We start from the raw sequence: 18,652 nt of genomic DNA, 5'->3' as shown, positions 1-18,652 counted from the left end.
GCCGAGTCTACGATTCGATGATCGTCCGGCCGTCCCGGGGCCCGAATGCTGTGAGCGCTTCGGCGTCGCCCGCCCGGGAGTTGAGGTAGTAGTCGGCCCACTCGGCGATCCCCGGGTAGGCGCACTGCTCGACCAGCGCGGCGACAGCGGCCGCCGGATCGAGGATGGTCCGGCGCAGCGTGACGCCGGGCCCGAGCAGGGCCCAGTGCGCGCCGCTGCGGCCGTACGGCATGCCGACGCTGCCGGGGTTGACGACCAGCCGGCGGTGCGCGAGCCGGGTGTACGGCATGTGGGTGTGCCCGCAGACCACCGTCTCGATGTGCTCGTCCAGGCCCGCGAAGACCTCGGCCCAGCGGTCGAGCCGGGAGTCGACCAGCACCACCTCCTCGTCGTCACGCGGGGTGGCGTGGCAGAACAGCACCTCGCCCAGGCCGTCGACCGGGAGGGTGACGGACTTCGGCAGCTGTGCGAGAAGTTCGACCTGCTCCTCCCGCAGTTGCCCGGCCGCGTAGGCGGAGATCGGGTCCGGTAGCTCGGTGCGCAGCCCCCGCCGGTACTCGACCAGTTCGCGGTCGGCGTTGCCACCGACCCAGACCACCCGGTCGCCGAGCCCGCCGAGCAGGTCGAGCACCTCGACGGGCTGCGGCCCGGCGGCGATGTCGCCGGTCAGCACGATGCGGTCGGCGGTTGCCACCTCCGGCTCGGCCAGCACCGCGAGGAGGGCGGGCAGCACCCCGTGGACGTCGGACAGGACGGCGAGAGTCTTCGGCATGCGTCCGAGTCTGCACCGGATCCGCCCGGGGAGCACGGCTGTTCACCGTCCGCTGATGCGCTGGTGCGGGCCGTGGCGGAGGTGACATAGGCCGGGGGAGGCGCTCTCGCGGGTGAGGGGGGGCTGGCTAGAGTCACGGCGGCTGCCGGGTGCCGTAGCTCATCGCCGGTGCTGCCGCTCCGCGTCTCGACTCCTGATCATCCGTGCCCGAGGGGGAACTTCCGTGCTGCGCAAACGACTTCTGCAGACTGCCGCGCCGCTGATCGTCGGCGTGCTGGCGCTGACCGGCTGCTCGAAGGGCGGCGACGAGGCCTCGGCCGACGGGAAGAAGCTCTTCCGGATCGCGTACGAGGGCCCGCTGACGGGGGAGAACTCGGCGCTCGGCGTGCACATGGAGAACGGCGTCAAGCTGGCGATCCAGCAGGCGAACGCCAAGGGTGACCTGCCGTTCACGCTGGAGTACGTGGCCGGTGACGACACCGGCAGCGCCGACCAGGCCCCGGCCGCCGCGCAGAAGATCATCGACGACGAGAAGGTCATCGCGACCATCGGCCCGGCATTCTCGGCGCCGACCAAGGCGGCCGGGCAGCTCTACTCGCAGGCCGGCCTGCTGGCGCTGACCTCCTCGGCGAGCAGCCCGTCGCTGACCACGCTCGGCTTCACCTCCTTCCTGCGCGGCATCCCGAACGACAACGCGCAGGGCGGCGGCATGGCCGCGTACTACGCCAAGAAGCTCAAGGCCAAGAAGGTCTTCCTGGTCGACGACAAGACCGAGTACGGCGTCGGCCTGGCCGCTGTCGCCGAGGCGGACCTCAAGAAGGACGGCGTGCAGGTCGTCCGCGAGGGCGTCCCGCAGAAGACCCCGGACTACACCGCCGTCGCGACCGAGGCGAAGAACTCCGGTGCCGACGCGCTGATCTACGCCGGCTTCTACGCCGACGCCGCACCGTTCGCCAAGAAGCTCAAGGAGGCGGGCTTCGACAAGCCGAAGATCGCCAGCGACGGCACCAACGACAAGAAGTTCGTCGAGCTGGCCGGCGCCGCCTCCGAGGGCTGGCTGCTGACCTGCCCGTGCGTCGACCCGACGGTCGAGCCCGGCATCAAGAAGTTCACCGAGGACTACCGCGCGGCCTTCAAGGTCGACCCGGGCACCTACTCGGCCGAGTCCTTCGACGCCGCCAACCTGGTCATCGAGCAGTTGAGGACGCTCGGCACCTCGGCGACCCGGGAGAGCCTGCTCGCGGCGGCCAAGAAAGCCGACTACAAGGGCCTGACCAAGCGCTTCCACTTCGACGAGAAGGGCGAGTTCCCGGACAAGGCCGCCTTCCTCTACCAGGTCGAGAACGGAAAGATCACCTACCAGGGCGACATCAACACGCTCGCCAACGGCTGATCCGGCGAGGGAGGTTGGAAGGAGTCGCACGATGTCGCTGAACGAATTCTGGGACTACCTCGTCCCCGGGATAGCCCTGGGCGCCCTGTACTCGGTGATCGCCATCGGCTACACCCTGGTCTACGGCGTCCTGCAGCTGATCAACTTCGCCCACAGCGAGGTCTTCATGCTCGGGGGGTTCGGCAGCCTGATCGTGCTGACCGCGATCACCCCCGCCCACCCGTCCGCGCTGGTCTCGGTCGGGCTGGTGATCGTCGGACTGGTGGTGGCCGCCCTGGTCGGCGGCGCCACCGCCTACGGACTGGAGAAGGTGGCCTACCGGCCGCTGCGGCGGCGCGGGGCACCCAAGCTGATCTTCCTGATCAGTGCCATCGGCGCCTCCTTCTTCCTCTACAACCTGGCGGGCAAGCTCTTCGGCCGCGACCCGCTGCCGATGCCCCGCCTGTACGAGAACAACGTGCTTTTCACGGTCTTCGGAGCGCGCGTCACCATCACCCAACTGCTGTTGCTCGGCTGCGCGTTGGCCATGATGGCCGGGCTCGACCTGCTGGTGAACCGGACCCGCCTCGGGGCCGGCATCCGGGCCCTGGCCCAGGACGCCGAGACGGCCAGCCTGATGGGTGTCGACACCGACCGGGTGATCTCGCGGACCTTCCTGATCGGCGGTCTGATGGGCGGCGTGGCCGGGTTCCTCTTCGGTCTCAACACCCAGGTCTCGTTCACGATGGGTTTCAACCCGGGCATCACCGCCTTCGCGGCGGCCGTCCTCGGCGGCGTCGGCTCGGTCCGGGGTGCGATGGTCGGCGGCCTGCTGCTCGGCCTGGTGGAGAACTTCGACGTGCCGATCTTCGGCGAGGAGTGGCGCTACGCGGCGGCCTTCGTCGTGCTCGTCGCCGTCCTGATGTTCCGCCCGACGGGCATCCTCGGCGTGAAGCTCGGGAGGGCCGCATGAGTGCCGTGATCGACCGGCGGCCGACCGCCGCCGTCCCCGTGGCGAAGCTCCGCCGGGTGCGCCGGCACCAGCAGCCGCGCTGGCGCCGACTCGGCTCGCTGCTCGCCCTCGGGGTGCTGCTCACCGTGATGACGGGCGAGCAGGGCAGCGGGAAGGACCTCCTGTACTCGCTGCGCGGCAGCCTCACGAGCAGCCGCCTCTGGGCCTGCCTGGGCCTGGCCGTGGTCGCCTGGGTGCTCGCCGAGACGGGCGCGCCCGTCCGCGCGGCCGTCCAGCGGCTGACCCGACCGGCAGTCCGCGCCAAGGGCGTGGCGCAGGGCTGGGCCGCCGAGCGGCGCGGCGTACGGCTCGTCGGCGCGCTGGCGGTGCTGGCTCTGCTGATCTTCGTACCGCTCACGCTCAGTCGGGCCACCAACCAGGTGCTGGTCGACTGGGTCGGCATCTACATCCTGCTCGCCCTCGGGCTCAACGTGGTGATCGGCTGGGCCGGGCTGCTCGACCTCGGCTTCGTCGCCTTCTTCGCCATCGGCGGGTACAGCGCCGCCTTCTGGACGGGTCACCTGCCCGTCCAACCGCCCTTCCACCTCAACCCCTTCCTGGTCATCCCGGTCGCGATGGCCACCTGCCTGGTCGCCGGAGTACTCCTCGGCGGGCCGACGCTGCGCCTGCGCGGCGACTACCTGGCGATCGTCACGCTCGGCTTCCACGAGGTCATCTACCTCGTCGCCAAGAACTCCGACGGCCTCACCAACGGCTCGCTCGGCGCCTTCGGCATCCCGCACTTCTCGATCGACCTCGGGCCCGTCCACTACCGGTGGAAGCTCGACCCGCTGGACTACTGGTGGCTGCTGGTCGCCCTGATCGTGCTGATCGTGCTGGTGCTGCGCCGACTCGAGCACTCCAAGGTCGGCCGCACCTGGGTCGCGATCCGCGAGGACGAGGTGGCCGCCGCCGCCCACGGCGTCGACACCGTCCGCTACAAGCTGATGGCCTTCGCCATCGGCGCCTCCACCTCCGGCGCCGCCGGGGTGGTCTACGCCAGCAAGGTCGGCTTCATCAACCCCGAGAACTTCCCGCTGCTCTACTCGGTGCTGGTGCTGGCGTACGTCATCTTCGGCGGCATGGGCTCCATCCCCGGTGTGCTGATCGGCGCCGGGCTGCTGGCCTGGCTGCCGCACGCGCTCAAGGATGTGGTCGACCAGAAGGACCGCTTCATGTACCTGGGCGCGCTGCTGGTGGTCATGATGATCTACCGTCCGCAGGGCCTGCTGCCCGCCAAGCGGCGCACCTCGGGAGGCACCCGGTGAACACGCTCCAGCAGGACACCGCCGTACTCGAGGCCGAGGCCCTGACGCTGCGCTTCGGCGGCCTCACCTCGCTCTCCGAGGTCTCGCTGCGGATGCGCGGCGGCGAGGTGCTCGCCGTGATCGGGCCGAACGGCGCCGGCAAGACCTCGCTCTTCAACTCCCTCACCGGCGTCTACCGCCCGCAGGAGGGCCGCGTCACCTTCCGCGACCCCGCCGGTGGCGAACACGAACTGCTCGGCCGTAAACCGCACTTGGTGAACCGGCTCGGTGTCGCCCGGACCTTCCAGAACATCCGGCTCTTCGGGGCCCTCAGCGCCCTGGAGAACGTCCAGGTCGCCGCCCAGACCCGGCAGCGCACCGGCCCGCTCGGCATCGCCCTCGGCCTCCCGCACGCCCGCCGCGCGGAGCGCGAGAGCAGCCAACGAGCCCGTGAACTGCTGGAGTTCGTCGGCCTCGGCGCCCGACTGGACGAACCGGCCGGCTCACTCTCGTACGGCGACCAGCGACGCCTGGAGATCGCCCGCGCCCTGGCGACCGACCCGCGCGTCGTCCTGCTGGACGAACCGGCAGCGGGCACCAACCCGACCGAGAAGCTCGAACTCACCGAGCTGATCAGGCAGATCAACCGTGAACTCGGCGTCGGCGTGCTGCTGATCGAGCACGACATGCGGCTCGTCATGTCGGTCGCCGACCGCGTCGTGGTGCTCAACTTCGGCCGGGTGATCGCCGAGGGCACCCCCGCCGAGGTCCAGCGCGACCCGGCCGTCATCGAGGCGTACCTCGGCGCCGAAGAGGGAGACCACTCATGACCAGCGTGACGGAGCCCCAGCTCGCCCCCGCACCCACCACGACCGCCCCCGCCATGCTGGAGCTGGCCGGGCTGCACGTCAGCTACGGCGCGATCGCCGCCCTCAAGGGCATCGACGTGACCGTCCGCCGGGGCGAGGTCGTCGCCCTGCTCGGCGCCAACGGCGCGGGCAAGTCGACCACCCTGCGGACGATCTCCGGCCTGCTCAGGCCCGCCTCGGGCGAGGTCCGCTTCGGCGGGCAGCGGATCGACGGCGTGCCCGCTCACCAGGTCGTCGGCCTAGGCATCGGCCACTCGCCCGAGGGCCGCCGGGTCTTCGCCGAGATGACCGTCCTGGAGAACCTCCGGATGGGCGCCTACCGCTTCGGCAAGGCCGACCACGTCGACCTCGACCGCGTCCTCACGCTCTTCCCCCGGCTCGCCGAACGCCGCCGCCAGATCGCCGGCACCCTCTCCGGCGGCGAACAGCAGATGCTCGCCATCGGCCGCGCCCTGATGGGACGCCCCGAACTGCTGCTCCTCGACGAGCCGTCGATGGGCCTCGCGCCGATCATCGTCGCCCAGCTCTTCGAGATCATCCGCGAGATCAACACCCAGGGCACCACCGTCCTGCTGGTCGAACAGAACGCCGCCCAGGCCCTGAAGCTGGCCCACCGGGGCTACGTCCTGGAGACCGGCGAGATCCGCATGCACGGCCCGGCCGCCGATCTCCTCCACGACCCCCGCATCCGCGAGGCCTACCTCGGAGAAGGGGCCTGACGGCTCAGAGCAACCACCTCAGGGGCGCGGGGAACTGCGCGATCAACCGTGCAGCGCCGTCACTCCCGTTTCGCGCAGTGCCCCGCGCCCCCTGGAGCCAACCGCTTACGTGAAGTTGGCTGCGCTGCGGACCAGTCGTTCGGCGAGCTGGGGTGCCCCTGCCCAGTGCAGGTGCAGGTAGGAGGCGTGGACCGAGCCCGCGACGAAGCCCTCGGTCTGCGGCCCGGCCGCCCCGCGCCAGCCCCAGGCGGGCTGGGCGCCGGCGCCCGGCTCGCAGACCGTACGGTGGAACTCGTGGCCCCGGACGCGGGTGCCGGCCGGGGCGAGGATGCTGTCGCCGAGGGCGACGGCCTCGCGGTAGCCGAGGGTGAGCCGGGGGGTCATCCGGGCCGAGGTGTCGAGCACGCCGCACATCGCCGCACCGTCCAACTCCCGCCCCAGGTACAGCAACCCGGCGCACTCGGCGCTCACCGGAGCCCCGGCGGCGGCCAGCGCCGCCACCGAAGCCCGCAGTCGCGCGTTCGCGCTCAGCTCGGAGACGTACATCTCCGGGAAGCCCCCGCCGACCACCAACCCCGAGACCTCGCCCGGCAGTTCCTCGTCGTGCAGCGGGTCGAAGGGGACGACCTCCGCCCCGGCGGCCGTCAGCAGCTCCGCGTTCTCCGCGTACGAGAACGAGAACGCCGCCCCGGAGGCCAGCGCGATCCGGGGCCGTCCGGGGACGACGGTGACCTCCTCCGCCGCCGACCACGCGTCGGCGTGCAGCGGTGGAGCGCTCCGCGCGAGTGCCATCACCGCGTCCAGGTCGACCGAGGCGCCGACGAGTTCGCCCATGTCCCGGACGGCCCGCAGGGCGTCCGCCGAGCGCTCGACGGCGGGGATCAGCCCGAGGTGGCGCGACGGGGTGGCCACGGCGGCCGTCCGCCGGACGGAGCCGAGCACCGGCACGCCGGAGCCCTCCTCCAGTGCCTCGCGCAGGAGTTGCTCGTGCCGGTCGGAGGCGACCCGGTTGAGGATGACCCCGGCGAGCCGGACCTCCGGATCCCAGGAGGCGAAGCCGTGCACCAGCGCGGCCACCGAGCGCGACTGCGAGGAGGCGTCGACCACCAGCACCACCGGCGCGCGCAGCAGCTTGGCGACGTGCGCCGTCGAGGCCAGCTCGCCCCGCCCGGCGGCGCCGTCGAACAGCCCCATCACGCCTTCGACCACCGCGACATCGGCCCCTGCCGCGCCGTGCGCGAAGAGCGGCGCGACGCGCTCCGGCGAGCACATGAAGGCGTCGAGGTTGCGTCCGGGCCGCCCGGCGGCGAGGCCGTGGTAGCCCGGGTCGATGTAGTCCGGGCCGACCTTGTGCGGCGACACGGTCAGGCCGCGCGCGGTCAGCGCGGCCATCAGGCCGGTGGCGACGGTGGTCTTGCCCGCGCCCGAGGAGGGCGCGGCGATGACGATGCGGGGGATGTTCAAGGACGGACCAGGCCTACCACTCGATACCGCGCTGGCCCTTGCGGCCCGCGTCCATGGGGTGCTTGACCTTCGTCATCTCGGTGACGAGGTCGGCGAAGTCGGTCAGCGGCTCCTTGGCGTAGCGGCCGGTGATCACCACGTGCTGGCTGCCCGGACGGTCCCGCAGCACCGAGACCACCTCCTCGACGTCGACCCAGCCCCAGTGCATCGGGTAGGTGAACTCGTCCAGTACGTAGAAGCGGTAGGTCTCGGCCGCGAGGTCGCGCTTGACCTGCTCCCAGCCCTCCTTGGCCGCCTCCTCGCTGGAGACCTCCATCTCGGTGGAGCGCTGCACCCAGGACCAGCCCTCGCCCATCTTGTGCCAGGCGACGCTGCCGCCCTCGCCGGACGCGCCGAGCACGCGCAGCGCGTTCTCCTCGCCGACCTTCCACTTCGCGGACTTCACGAACTGGAACACCCCGACCGGCCAGCCCTGGTTCCAGGCCCGCAGCGCCATCCCGAAGGCGGCGGTCGACTTGCCCTTGCCGGGGCCGGTGTGCACGGCGGTGATCGGCAGCGTGCGACGCTGACGGGTCGTCAGGCCGTCGTCGGGGACGGACTCGGGGATGCCCTTCGGCATGGCTCAGGCTGCCTTTCGGTCAAAGTGGGCAACAGATCGGTGCGCGTGCACCAGTGCCGCGACGCCCTCGGCGCGCAGCTCGTCCAATGTCACTGCGGTGCCGCCGAGTTGGCCCGCCAGTGTACGGGCCAGGCCGAGCCGCACCGGCCCGGCCTCGCAGTCCAGCACGACACTCGCCAGGCCCTGCCCGGCGAGCAGCCCGGCGGCCTGCCCGGCCCTGGCGAGGGCGTCGCGGCCGCCGGTCGCCCGGCCGTCGGTGACGACCACCAGCAGTGGGCGGCGGTGCGGGTCGCGCATCCGCTCCACCCGCAGCACCTCGTGCGCCCGCAGCAGCCCGGCCGCCAGCGGCGTCCGGCCGCCCGTCGGCAGCTGCTCCAGCCGGGCGGCCCCGACCTCGACGGAGGAGGTCGGCGGCAGGGCCAGCTCGGCGCCCGCGCCCCGGAAGGTGATCATGCCGATCTTGTCGCGCCGCTGGTAGGCATCCATCAGCAGCGACATCACGGCGCCCTTGACGGCGGTCATCCGCTGCCGGGCCGCCATCGAGCCGGAGGCGTCCACCAGGAACAGCACGAGGTTGGACTCGCGGCCCTGCCGCACCTGCTCCCGGAAGTCGTCCTTGCGCAGCACCAGCGCCCGCGAGTCCCGCCCCCGGGCGGCCTGGTGCGGCGCGGCGGCCTGGAGCGTGGCGCTCAGGTGCAGCCGGCTCAGGTGGCCCTGCGGCCGACGCGACCGGATGGTGTGCCCGCCGTCCGTCTCGGCGGGGGAGCGGCGCCCCTGGGCGCCCTTCCCGGTGCCGGGCACCTTGAACAGCTTCGTCCGGTACGGCTCCCCGGCGGAGGCCACCGGAGCCTTGGACGCGCCGCCCTGCTGCGGCGGCACCGCCCCACCGGGCTCCTCGGCGGGCGCGTCCGAAGCCGCGTCCCCGTCCGGCGCGTCACCGCTCGGCTCGGGAGCACCGCCACCGTCCGGGCCGCCGCCGTCCGGCCCGTCACCGTCCGGCCCGGGGCCGTCGTCCTCCGGGCCCTCCTCCGGCTCCGCGCCTTCCTCAGGCCCCGAGGTCTCCTCCAGCGTCCGGTCGAGCTGCTCCTCGTCCAGGCCCGGCGCGTCGAAGGGGTTGCGGCGGCGCCGGTGCGGCAGGGCCAGCTGAGCGGCCTTGCGGACGTCCTCCTCCTGCACCTCCGTCCGCCCGTCCCAGGCCGCCAGCGCGACAGCGGCGCGGGCCATCACGATGTCGGCGCGCAGCCCGTCCACCTCGAACGCCGCGCACACGGCGGTGATCTGACGCAGCGCCACATCCGTCAGCTCGACCTCGGGCAGCAACTCCCGTGCCGTGACGATCCGTTCGGCGAGCTGCTGCTCCTCGGCGCCGAACCGGTCGGCGAACGCGGCCGGGTCGGCGTCGTACGCGAGCCGCCGCCGCACCACCTCGGCGCGCTCGGCCGGGTCGCGGGTCGCGGCGATCTCCACCGTCAGCCCGAAGCGGTCCAGCAGCTGCGGCCGCAGCTCGCCCTCCTCCGGGTTCATCGTGCCGACCAGCAGGAAGCGCGCCGCGTGCCGCACCGAGACGCCCTCGCGCTCGACGTACGAGCGGCCCATCGCGGCGGCGTCCAGCAGCAGGTCGACGACGTGGTCCTGGAGCAGGTTGACCTCGTCGATGTAGAGCACGCCCCGGTGCGCCTTCGCCAGCAGGCCGGGCTCGTACGCCTTGACGCCCTCGGCGAGCGCTCGCTCCAGGTCGAGCGAGCCGACGATCCGGTCCTCGGAGACGCCGACCGGCAGCTCGACCAGGTACGCCGGCCGGTCGACCCCCTCGGGCGCGTGCAGGCCGTCCGGGCACTGCGGGTCCGGCGAGGCCGGGTCGCAGGCGAAGCGGCAGTCGGGCACGGTCGCGATCGAGGGCAGCAGCCCGGCGAGCGCGCGGACCATGGTCGACTTTGCCGTGCCCTTCTCGCCGCGCACCAGCACCCCGCCGACGGCGGGGGAGACCGCGTTGAGCAGCAGCCCGAGCCGCAGGTCGGCCATGCCGACGATCGCGGTGAACGGGTATCGGACGTCAGTCATCGGCTCTCAGCTCTCCATTGCCCGGGGCGCACCCGGCGGTACGAACGGCAGCCCGTCGGCGGGCACCCCGCCCTCGATCAGCTTCCACAGCGCGTCGGTGTCGGCGTGCTCCTCGATCAGATCCCCCAGCCGGTCGAGCCGCTCCTCGCGGGCCGCCGCGAAGCAGGTGTCCGGCGCCGGTACGAAGGCCCGGCCCGCCAGCTCGGCGACCTCCCGGAGCAGCGCCCGCCGGAAGCCGTCGTTCTCCAGCGCGCCGTGCCAGGTCGTCCCCCAGACCGCCCCGACCCGGCAACCGTCCAGGCTGCGTCCATGGTCATCAGAGATGAACACCTCGCCCCCCTCGACCGTCACCACGCCGTGGTGGATCTCGTACCCGTCGACCCGCTCGCCGTACGCCTCGCCGACCGGCCGGGCCAGTACCTTGTCGCGGCCGAAGACCACCCGGGTCGGCAGCAGCCCGAGGCCGGGCACCGTGCCGACCTTGGACTCGACCTCGTCGACGATCTCCCGGCCGAGCATCTGGTACCCGCCGCAGACCCCGAGCACCGGCCGCCCCTCGGCCGCCCGCGCCCGCAGCGGCCCTTCGAGCCCGCGCTCGCGCAGCCAGGCCAGGTCCGCCACCGTCGCCCGGGAGCCGGGCAGGATCACCAGGTCGGCGTCGGCCAGCTCCTCCGACCGGGTCGCCCAGCGGACGAGTACGCCGGGCTCCTGCGCCAGCGCGTCCAGGTCGGTGAAGTTGGAGAGCCTCGGCAGCCGCACCACGGCCACCCGCAGCACGTCCGCCCCGACCGGCCCGCGCACGTCGCCGCGCTCGACGACCGTGGTGAGGTCGAGCGAGTCCTCCGCGTCCAGCCAGAGGCCGGAGAGCATCGGCAGCGTGCCGAGCACCGGACGGCCCGTCAGCGCGTGCAGCATGTCCAGCCCGGGGGCCAGCAGCCGGGCGTCGCCCCGGAACTTGTTGACGAACCAGCCGGCCACGTGCCGCTGGTCCTCGGCGGAGAGCAGCGCCAGCGTCCCGTACATCGCGGCGAAGACCCCGCCCCGGTCGATGTCGCCGACCACCACCACCGGCAGCGCGGCGGCCACGGCCAGGCCCATGTTGGCGATGTCGCGGTCCCGCAGGTTGATCTCGGCGGGCGAGCCCGCGCCCTCGCAGACCACCACCTCGAACCGGCTGCGCAGATCCGCCAGGCACTCCAGCGAGCGCTCCAGCAGGACGGGCTTGCGCTCGCGGTAGTCCAGCGCGCCGACCTCGGCCACGGCCTTCCCGAGCAGCACGACCTGGCTGCGGCCGTCGGCGCCGGGCTTGAGCAGCACCGGGTTCATCGCCGCCTCGGGCTCGACCCGGGCGGCGGCGGCCTGCATCGCCTGGGCGCGGCCGATCTCGGCGCCGTCGGCCGTGACGAAGGAGTTCAGCGACATGTTCTGCGCCTTGAACGGCGCCACCCGCACCCCCTGCCGGGCCAGCCAACGGCAGATCCCCGCCGTCACCACGCTCTTCCCGGCATCCGAGGTCGTCCCCGCCACCAACAGCGCGCCGCTCATGCCCCACCCCTCTTCCTCAGCAGTCCGGCAGCGGCGGTGACCGCAAGTGCCAGCACCCCGACCCGGCGTGACAGTACGCAGGCCCGCTCGATGTCGTCGACGGCCACCGGCCGCAGCTCGGCCCCCAGCACCGGCCGGTGCTCGACCCGGGTGCCGTACGCGAGGGTGCCGCCGAGGCGCACGCCGAGTGCCCCGGCGAAGCTGGATTCGGCCTGCCCGGCGTTGGGGCTCGGGTGCGAGGAGCCGTCCCGCCGCCAGACCTGCCACGCGGTACGGGGTGCGGGCGCCGCGGCGACGGTCAGCAGGGCGGTCAGCCGGGCGCCGGGCCAGCCCGCGACGTCGTCCAGCCGGGCGGCGGCCCAGCCGAACCGGCGGTAGCGCTCCGAGTGGTGGCCGACCATCGCGTCCAGCGTGTTGACGGCCCGGAAGGCGAGCAGGCCGGGCGCACCGGCCACCGCCCCCCACACCAGGGCGTTGACCACGGCGTCGGCGGTGTTCTCGGCGACCGACTCGACCACGGCGCGGGCGATCTGCGCCTCGTCCAGGCCGCTCGGGTCGCGCCCGCACAGGTGCGGCAGGCGCTCGCGCGCCGCGTCGAGCCGACCGGCCGTCAGGTGCCCGCCGATGGTCCGGGCCTCCCGGGTCAGCGAGGTGCCGCCGAGCACCGTCCAGGTCGCGGCGGCGGCCAGCGCGGCCCGCCCGGCCCAGGCCCGCCCGAGGGTGCGCTCGGCGAGCACGGCACCGGCCGCGACGGCGCCCACGCAGGCGGTGGTGTGCAGCGCTCCGGCGCCCCGGTGGTCACGCCAGAGCGCACGCTCCAGGCGCCCGGCGGCCGAGCCGAAGACGGCGACGGGGTGGCCACGGCGCGGGTCGGCGTACCGGGCGTCGGCCAGATACCCGAGGACACTGCCGATCGCGAAGGCGGAACCCCGCCTCAACGCGCGCACGGCGCAGCGAAGGCTCGGTCGGTCGGCGGTCGGCTCGCGACCGGGGCAGCCTGCATGGCGTGCGTGTCCTCACTCAGGGTCCGCGCCCTGGATCGACGTACCGAAGGCGAGAGTCTCCTGGCTCCCGAGGTCGCCCGTGGACTCTCGTCCGTCGGCTCCCCGGTGACAGTGGCGGGACCGCGCCGGATTCGCACCGGCTTCCTCTCCTTGCCTCCGTTCGGCTGAAAGATCCCACCACGCCGTTCGACCGGGAGTCAACAAACGACTCCGGAGGGCTTGCTCACAGGCGGCACTACCCGCGTAGCCTCACTGCGCGTCGACGGTCCGTCATTACCTCCGAGTAGGGCGGCCTCTCACGGCCTGCCCGCTGTACGATCCACCAACTCCCGCTCGGGCCCGGCCGTCGGGGTTCGTGTCTTCAGCGGGTGTGAGACGGCCGAATCGCCCCCGTACGGTCACTTGAATGCGACGCAGACCGCCCAATCCTGCCCCCACCCCCGTGCCCTTCTCCCCGGCTGCCGCCCGCGCCCACCGCGCCGGCCTGGGCCTCACCCCGGGGCAGGTGGCCGAGGGCATGGCCGCACACGGCGTCCGGCTGCTGCCCTCGCACGTGATCGGCTGGGAGAGCGGCGAGCTGCGCCCCACCGAGGAGGAGTTCATCGCGCTGGCCCGCGCCCTCTGGTGCCCGCCCGCCCAGCTGATGGGCACTCACCCCGGCACCCTCCGCGACTTCCGCGTCGCCCGGGAGCTCAGCCCGGAGCAGGCCGCCCAGCGGATCGGCATCTCCGCCGCCGCCTACGAGAAGGTCGAGGCCGGCGGCAGGTGGACGGGCGACGCCGACCAGTCCCACGCCCTCGCCCACACCCTCGGCATGAGCCTGCGGGCCCTGCTGTACGTGACCAGCCGTCAGGACGAGCTCGACAAGCTGCTGCGCAGCTGCGTGGACGGCCGCTGGCAGGGCCAGCTGAAGCCCGTCGCCCGCCTCGTCCCCGTCCCCCGCGAGGTCCTCTCCGTCGTCCTGGCCGCCCTCCAGGCCGACTACCAGGTCCCCATGCACTGGGGCACCTCCACCCCCGCCGCCGACCAGACCCCCACCGTCCCGCTGGCCCAACGCTTCTGGGAGCTGCTCTCCCAGCACCACACGGACATCCCGGTCTGACGCAGGGGACTCTGTGCCGCCGGTTCCCCGCGCCCCTGGTGGTCAACGCCCCAGTATGTGAGCCCCACGGACGGGCGCCCCCCGCTGGCAGGGGGTCGGGCGCGGTAGTGGACTGGGAAGCACCGAACCGCCCACCTGTCACACCCGGGGAGTGCCATGCGCTGGCAGACCGCCACGATCACCGCCGCCGCTGCCGTCGGGACGGGAGCGGCGGTCCTGCTGCTCGGCCGCCGGGTCTCCGAGCAGACCGTCCGCCCCGGCGCCCGGCCGGCGCCCAGCACGGTGCTGCGGGTGCACGGCCTGGCCGCCGGGCGGGTGGCCCTGACGCGTACGCCGGAGACGGCCCGCCCCGGGCGGTACGCGCTGGAGTGGGGGACGGGCGGCCACGCGGTGGTCGGCGAGATCCTGGGGACGGACGTGCAGACCGTGACGCGCCGCCTGGAGCGAGCGGGCAGCGGCACGCTGGAGGTCGGCACCGAGCTGCGGATCACCCCCCGGGTGTACGTCGGTGACCCGATGTCCGCGCTCGCGCTGCCGTTCAGCGAGACGGCCGCCGAGGGTGAGCTCGGCCAGCTGCCCGCCTGGTACACGCCCGGCGTGCGCGGCACCTGGGTGGTGCTCGTCCACGGCCCCGGCGCGGACCGCTCGCAGGCGCTGCCGGTGCTCCCCGTCCTCGGCTCGCTCCAGCTGCCCACCCTCACCGTCACCTACCGGGGTGACGAGGACGCCCCCGCCTCCCCGGACGGGCTCGGGCACTTCGGCGAGACGGAGTGGCGGGACGTCGAGGCGGCCGTCCGCCTCGCGCTGGACAGCGGCGCCGGGCGGGTCATCCTGTACGGCTGGTCGCTGGGGGCGACCATCGCGCTCCAGACCGCCGCGCGCTCGGCCTGGCGGGAGAAGATCTGCGGGCTGGTGCTGGACTCGCCCGTCCTCGACTGGCCCGCGACGGTGCGGCGGGGTGCCGTCCGCACCGGTGTCCCGGCGCCGCTCGCCTCGCTCGGCGCGCTGGCCGCCGAAGGGCGGACCAAGGTCGACCTCGCCGACTTCGCCCGCCTCGCCTCCGGCGCCGACCTGCACGTGCCGACGCTGCTCCTGCACAGCCCCGCGGACACCCTGGCGCCCTGGGCGGCGGCCGAGCGCCTCGCCGAGCTCCGCCCGGACGTGGTCAGCCTCCAGGCCGTCCGGGGGGCCGACCACGCGGCCCTCTGGAACGCCGGCCCGGACACCTATACGGAGACCCTCCGCCGCTGGCTCACACCCCTGCTCTGAGGCGTTCGCCACTGGGCGAGTCGTGTTGCGGACATGCCACAAATGAGGGGGAGCCTGGCCCGGTTTGCGGCAGGTTGCCCGATCTCGGCCGAGGCTCGGCGGCAACTGCCGAAAGATGCAACGAACCGGATGTGACAGAAGGCCCGTGCACGGGGAAGACTGCACGGCGTGACGTCTCGGAACCCGCGCGACCGTGATGCCCCGCTCCCGCCGACGATCGGCCCCGGTGCGACGGTGACCCGTCTGCCCGGTGCGGTCCGCCGTGCCGACGGCGCCCGCCCGGCCGATCCCGCCTCGGCTCGCCGCCGCACGCCCGCCGCCAAGCCCGGACGCGGCCGGACGCCGGTGCCCGACGGCTTCCCCGCCCCCGCCGAACTGGCACCGCTGGCCCGCCGGATGCTCGCCGACGCCGTCAGGATCGCCCGCTGGGCGGGCGAGCTGGAGCACGTCGACAAGCGCGGCGAGCTCCTCCCCGAGGACGCCCGCGCGGCCGGCCGGGCCCTTGCCATGACCGTCGGCGCCGCTGCCAGGGCCTGGGGCCAGGCACTGGTCGTCGGGCTGGTCGAGGCGCGCGACGGCGGCGCCGCTCCCGGCTGGCGGCTGCACGCCTGGGAGCACGACGACGAGGCCGTCGTCCGTGGCTGGTCCGCCCTGTTCGACGCCTGGACGCTGCTCGCGCCCGTGCCGCCCGCCGCCCTGCGCGGCGTCTTCGCGGTGCTGGCCGGACAGGCCGTCGACCAGGCCCCGCAGCTGCTCTCCTTCCTGCACCTGGTGGACGGGCTCGTCCCCGACAGTGAACTGCTCGAACTGCTCCGCCGGGGCCTGGACGAGCGCCGCCACGGCGCGGGGGCCGGCGGAGCGCTGCTCTCGCCCGTCCCGCACGCCGCCTCCGCCGTCTCCGCCGTGCGCGGCACCTGCCGCGAGCCGCAGATCGACACCCCGCCCGCGCCCTCGGACGTCGCGGCCGTACTGGACTGGATGCTCGACGGCCTCACCGCCGTCGGCGCCGTCGTCCGCCGGGACGAGGCCGCCGAACTCTCCCCGCTCGGGCACTGGGCCGTGCGCGCGAAGCTGGAGGAGATCTGCACGGTCGCGCAGACCGCGGCCGGGCACATCGAGCAGAGCGCCCTCGAACTCCTCGACGCCTGCGCCCGGTACTCGCCCGGCCCGGCCCGCGCCGAGTACCGCGCCTGGGTCGCCGCTCGGCCCGCCGACCGCGCGGTCGCCGAGCTGTTGGACGCCGCCCAGGGCGAGGACGCGCTGCGGCGGGGTCTCGCCTTCGAGGCCCTCCGGGTCGCCGGGGGCACGGCCGAGCAGGCCGTCCGGGCGGCGGTGGACGAACCGGTTCTGCGGCCGTACGCGCTGCTCTGGCTGGCCGAGCAGTCCGACGAGGTCGGCGTCTCGCCCTCCGACGTGCTCACGGCGGAGGACGCCGCCTGGCTCTGGGTCGACACCGCCGCCGCTGTCCTCGACCACGGAGAGACCTCACTGCTGGTCGGCCACGTCGAGGGCGCCTCCGCCGGCGAGCCCGTCCGCCTCTTCAACCGCGCCCGCCAGTCGGGCCACCCCCGCGCCGCCTCCGTCCTGACCGCCGTCGCCTCGGTCCACCCGGACCCGGCAGTCGCTCGCGCGGCTCGGCGCAGCGCGTTCAGCGTCCACCGCGGCGGAGGGGCTTGACGCACCCGGCCAGCCCCTAGGGGCGCGGGGAACTGCGCGAAACGGGAGTGATGGCGGTGCACGGTTGATCTCGCAGTTCCTCGCGCCCCTGCGGTGGTTCGCCAACTGCCTACGCGAAAGGGCCCCGATCCAAGGTTCTGGATCGGGGCCCTTCTGCTCGGTGCGACGTCAGTTGCGGGACTCCGCGCGGCGGGCGCGGACGTCGCCGACCTTCTGGCCGACCTTGCGGCGGATGACCAGAAGGGGGGCCATCGCGGCGAGCGTGATCTGGGCGATCGCGCCGATGTGCATCAGGGTGTCGCCGCCGGGCAGGCCGGCCGCCCAGGCCGCGAGGCAGCCGATGCTGACGACGATCCAGCAGAGGGTCGCGGTGGCGAGGATGCCCTGAGGCTTGGGGTACTCGATCCGGCTGACCATCAGGTACGCGACACCGAAGATCATCGCGAGGCCGACCAGCATCGGCGGGTCGAGCAGCACGATGGCGATCACCGTCATGGCGCCCATCGGGCAGGGCATGCCCTGGAAGACCCCGGGCCGCATCTTCACGGCCGAGAAGCGGGCCAGTCGCAGCACGACGGCCAGCAGTACGGTGATCGCGATGAAGGCGGAGAGCTGCTGGTTGCTGTCGGGAGAGACGATGCCCCAGACCGCGACGAAGTAGGCCGGCGCGATGCCGAAGCTGATCAGGTCGGCCAGGTTGTCCAGCTCGGCACCGAGGGCGGAGGAGCGCAGCTTGCGCGCCACCAGCCCGTCGAAGAGGTCGCACATCGAGCCGATCAGCAGCAGCGTCACGGCGGTGGCGGCGCTGTTGCGGTTCGGCGCGCTGGCCTCGCCGGTGAGGTGCGGCATCAGGACCCCGGTGGTGATCGAGTAGATCGCCAGGAAGCCGCAGACGGCGTTCCCCAGGGTCAGGAAGTCGGCGGTGGAGAGGTGCTGGGGCGAACGCGGAGCGCGCAGCTCGCGGTCGCGCGCCCAGCGGCGGCGACGGAGATCCGTCTCCTCGTCGTCTCCGAGGCCGACCAGCGTCTCAGGATCAGTCACGGTCAAGGCGCGTCACCCCGGCAGTGGTCTTCTGGCCGACCTCGACGCCGACCTCGACGCCGGCCGGCAGGTAGGTGTCGACGCGCGAGCCGAAGCGGATCAGGCCGACCCGCTCGCCCTGCTCGACCTTGGTGCCGGCGTCCATGTACGGCACGATGCGGCGGGCCACGGCCCCCGCGATCTGCACCATCTCGATGTCGCCGAGCTCGGTGTCGAAGTGCCACACGACGCGCTCGTTGCGGTCGCTGTCCTTGTTGAACGCCGGGACGAAGCCACCGGCGATGTGCTCGACGGACGTCACGGTGCCGGGCAGCGGCGCGCGGTTGACGTGCACGTTGAGCGGGCTCATGAAGATCGCGACGCGGGTGCGGCCGTCCGGCCAGGCGTCGATGCTCTGCACCACGCCGTCGGCGGGCGAGATGACTCTGCCGGCGCCGATCTCACGCTCTGGGTCACGGAAGAACCACAGCATGCCCGCGCTCAGCGCACAGGCCGGTACGGCCGCCAGGGCCCACTTGCCGCTGCGCCGGGTGAGGGCGGTGGTGATCGCGGCGGTGGCCAGGGTCGGCACGAACCAGGGAGTGGCTCCGCGGGCGATGGTCACGCGCGGACGCCGACCATCGACCGGGGCGGCGAGGGCATCGCCGGCCGGAACGGAGGTGTGAGGGGACGGGCTGATGGGCATCGAAGACCTTAGTCGCGGGGGATCATGGCCGCTGGACGGGGGCCACCGCGGGGATCGAGTGAAAAGGGGACGGCTGCTGTCCCGGTGGATGCTATCGGGACCAGGCGGTAGGTGGGCAAGCCGCCTGCATGTTCAGGTGTCCGGAGCGGTGCCGATCTGTGCCTGCTATGTATACGACCGTAGCTCGGCGGAGT

16 protein-coding genes and 1 riboswitch are annotated in these 18,652 nt (G+C 73.4%); of the genes, 8 read left to right on the top strand and 8 right to left on the bottom strand.

The genetic code is table 11. From position 1 onward, the window contains the following. Window positions 1-7 precede the first annotated feature (7 nt). Window positions 8-772, bottom strand: coding sequence for a metallophosphoesterase family protein (locus tag ACR68M_RS07955; protein ID WP_441249733.1), 765 nt, complete (start codon window positions 770-772; stop codon window positions 8-10). 223 nt (window positions 773-995) lie between these two features. Here ACR68M_RS07955 and ACR68M_RS07950 point away from each other — a divergent pair, with 223 nt between their 5' ends. From ACR68M_RS07950 to ACR68M_RS07930, 5 genes are read left to right on the top strand one after another with little or no spacing between them, the layout of a single operon-like run. After that, a complete protein-coding gene (locus ACR68M_RS07950; protein WP_441249732.1) occupies window positions 996-2,165 on the top strand; it encodes a branched-chain amino acid ABC transporter substrate-binding protein in 1,170 nt (389 codons plus the stop codon). A gap of 31 nt (window positions 2,166-2,196) precedes the next feature. Next, on the top strand, window positions 2,197-3,117 hold the full coding sequence (locus ACR68M_RS07945; RefSeq protein WP_441249731.1) for a branched-chain amino acid ABC transporter permease: 921 nt from the start codon (window positions 2,197-2,199) through the stop codon (window positions 3,115-3,117). Next, window positions 3,114-4,424: a branched-chain amino acid ABC transporter permease gene (locus ACR68M_RS07940; RefSeq protein WP_441249730.1), complete on the top strand. Its 1,311-nt coding sequence runs from the start codon at window positions 3,114-3,116 to the stop codon at window positions 4,422-4,424. Before ACR68M_RS07945 ends, ACR68M_RS07940 begins: the two co-directional genes overlap by 4 nt. Further along, window positions 4,421-5,233: an ABC transporter ATP-binding protein gene (locus tag ACR68M_RS07935; RefSeq protein WP_441249729.1), complete on the top strand. Its 813-nt coding sequence runs from the start codon at window positions 4,421-4,423 to the stop codon at window positions 5,231-5,233. Before ACR68M_RS07940 ends, ACR68M_RS07935 begins: the two co-directional genes overlap by 4 nt. Beyond that, the gene (locus tag ACR68M_RS07930; RefSeq protein WP_441249728.1) at window positions 5,230-5,991 is read left to right on the top strand and encodes an ABC transporter ATP-binding protein; all 762 of its coding nucleotides are present in this window, start codon (window positions 5,230-5,232) and stop codon (window positions 5,989-5,991) included. Before ACR68M_RS07935 ends, ACR68M_RS07930 begins: the two co-directional genes overlap by 4 nt. Window positions 5,992-6,096: 105 nt before the next feature. Here ACR68M_RS07930 and ACR68M_RS07925 read toward each other — a convergent pair whose 3' ends face one another. Genes ACR68M_RS07925 through ACR68M_RS07905 form a run of 5 tightly spaced genes read right to left on the bottom strand, consistent with a single transcriptional unit; the run spans window position 6,097 to window position 12,618 of the window. Continuing rightward, on the bottom strand, window positions 6,097-7,455 hold the full coding sequence (locus ACR68M_RS07925) for a cobyrinate a,c-diamide synthase (RefSeq protein WP_441249727.1): 1,359 nt from the start codon (window positions 7,453-7,455) through the stop codon (window positions 6,097-6,099). A gap of 13 nt (window positions 7,456-7,468) precedes the next feature. Beyond that, on the bottom strand, window positions 7,469-8,074 hold the full coding sequence (gene cobO, locus ACR68M_RS07920) for a cob(I)yrinic acid a,c-diamide adenosyltransferase (RefSeq protein ID WP_441249726.1): 606 nt from the start codon (window positions 8,072-8,074) through the stop codon (window positions 7,469-7,471). Between the two features lie 3 nt (window positions 8,075-8,077). Beyond that, window positions 8,078-10,135, bottom strand: coding sequence for a putative cobaltochelatase (locus ACR68M_RS07915; RefSeq protein WP_441249725.1), 2,058 nt, complete (start codon window positions 10,133-10,135; stop codon window positions 8,078-8,080). A 6-nt stretch (window positions 10,136-10,141) separates the two neighbouring features. Beyond that, the gene (locus ACR68M_RS07910; RefSeq protein ID WP_441249724.1) at window positions 10,142-11,680 is read right to left on the bottom strand and encodes a cobyric acid synthase; all 1,539 of its coding nucleotides are present in this window, start codon (window positions 11,678-11,680) and stop codon (window positions 10,142-10,144) included. Then, entirely contained in the window at window positions 11,677-12,618 is a 942-nt protein-coding gene (locus tag ACR68M_RS07905; protein WP_441249723.1) for a cobalamin biosynthesis protein, read from the bottom strand. Before ACR68M_RS07905 ends, ACR68M_RS07910 begins: the two co-directional genes overlap by 4 nt. 97 nt (window positions 12,619-12,715) lie before the next feature. Beyond that, a riboswitch (cobalamin riboswitch) is annotated at window positions 12,716-12,857 on the bottom strand. Window positions 12,858-13,090: 233 nt separating this feature from the next. Here ACR68M_RS07905 and ACR68M_RS07900 point away from each other — a divergent pair. The 3 genes from ACR68M_RS07900 (at window position 13,091) to ACR68M_RS07890 (ending at window position 16,732) form a co-directional block, all read left to right on the top strand. Continuing rightward, window positions 13,091-13,786, top strand: a complete 696-nt coding sequence (locus ACR68M_RS07900) for a helix-turn-helix domain-containing protein (RefSeq protein WP_441249722.1) — start codon at window positions 13,091-13,093, stop codon at window positions 13,784-13,786. Window positions 13,787-13,942: 156 nt separating this feature from the next. After that, the gene (locus ACR68M_RS07895) at window positions 13,943-15,055 is read left to right on the top strand and encodes an alpha/beta hydrolase (protein WP_441249721.1); all 1,113 of its coding nucleotides are present in this window, start codon (window positions 13,943-13,945) and stop codon (window positions 15,053-15,055) included. Window positions 15,056-15,223: 168 nt separating this feature from the next. Then, window positions 15,224-16,732, top strand: coding sequence for a hypothetical protein (locus ACR68M_RS07890; RefSeq protein WP_441249720.1), 1,509 nt, complete (start codon window positions 15,224-15,226; stop codon window positions 16,730-16,732). Between the two features lie 168 nt (window positions 16,733-16,900). On the opposite strand, the gene ACR68M_RS07885 is transcribed toward ACR68M_RS07890, so the two are convergent. Both ACR68M_RS07885 and ACR68M_RS07880 read right to left on the bottom strand, forming a co-directional pair. After that, the gene (locus tag ACR68M_RS07885; protein ID WP_441249719.1) at window positions 16,901-17,779 is read right to left on the bottom strand and encodes a CDP-alcohol phosphatidyltransferase family protein; all 879 of its coding nucleotides are present in this window, start codon (window positions 17,777-17,779) and stop codon (window positions 16,901-16,903) included. After that, window positions 17,766-18,458, bottom strand: a complete 693-nt coding sequence (locus ACR68M_RS07880; protein WP_441249718.1) for a phosphatidylserine decarboxylase — start codon at window positions 18,456-18,458, stop codon at window positions 17,766-17,768. Before ACR68M_RS07880 ends, ACR68M_RS07885 begins: the two co-directional genes overlap by 14 nt. Between the last annotated feature and the right edge of the window lie 194 nt (window positions 18,459-18,652).

It is taken from the genome of Kitasatospora sp. McL0602 (genome assembly GCF_052076145.1).
Lineage (GTDB): Bacteria > Actinomycetota > Actinomycetes > Streptomycetales > Streptomycetaceae > Kitasatospora.
The sequence above is the reverse complement of the archived record's forward strand: the minus strand, read 5'-3'. Positions and strand labels throughout refer to the sequence as shown.

What these genes read in the sequence shown, in the direction of transcription:
- ACR68M_RS07955 (WP_441249733.1), bottom strand. Translation starts at nt 772, where the DNA reads ATGCCGAAGACTCTCGCCGTCCTGTCCGACGTCCACGGGGTGCTGCCC.
- ACR68M_RS07945 (WP_441249731.1), top strand. Translation starts at nt 2,197, where the DNA reads ATGTCGCTGAACGAATTCTGGGACTACCTCGTCCCCGGGATAGCCCTG.
- ACR68M_RS07940 (WP_441249730.1), top strand. Translation starts at nt 3,114, where the DNA reads ATGAGTGCCGTGATCGACCGGCGGCCGACCGCCGCCGTCCCCGTGGCG.
- ACR68M_RS07930 (WP_441249728.1), top strand. Translation starts at nt 5,230, where the DNA reads ATGACCAGCGTGACGGAGCCCCAGCTCGCCCCCGCACCCACCACGACC.
- cobO (WP_441249726.1), bottom strand. Translation starts at nt 8,074, where the DNA reads ATGCCGAAGGGCATCCCCGAGTCCGTCCCCGACGACGGCCTGACGACC.
- ACR68M_RS07915 (WP_441249725.1), bottom strand. Translation starts at nt 10,135, where the DNA reads ATGACTGACGTCCGATACCCGTTCACCGCGATCGTCGGCATGGCCGAC.
- ACR68M_RS07910 (WP_441249724.1), bottom strand. Translation starts at nt 11,680, where the DNA reads ATGAGCGGCGCGCTGTTGGTGGCGGGGACGACCTCGGATGCCGGGAAG.
- ACR68M_RS07900 (WP_441249722.1), top strand. Translation starts at nt 13,091, where the DNA reads ATGCGACGCAGACCGCCCAATCCTGCCCCCACCCCCGTGCCCTTCTCC.
- ACR68M_RS07895 (WP_441249721.1), top strand. Translation starts at nt 13,943, where the DNA reads ATGCGCTGGCAGACCGCCACGATCACCGCCGCCGCTGCCGTCGGGACG.
- ACR68M_RS07880 (WP_441249718.1), bottom strand. Translation starts at nt 18,458, where the DNA reads ATGCCCATCAGCCCGTCCCCTCACACCTCCGTTCCGGCCGGCGATGCC.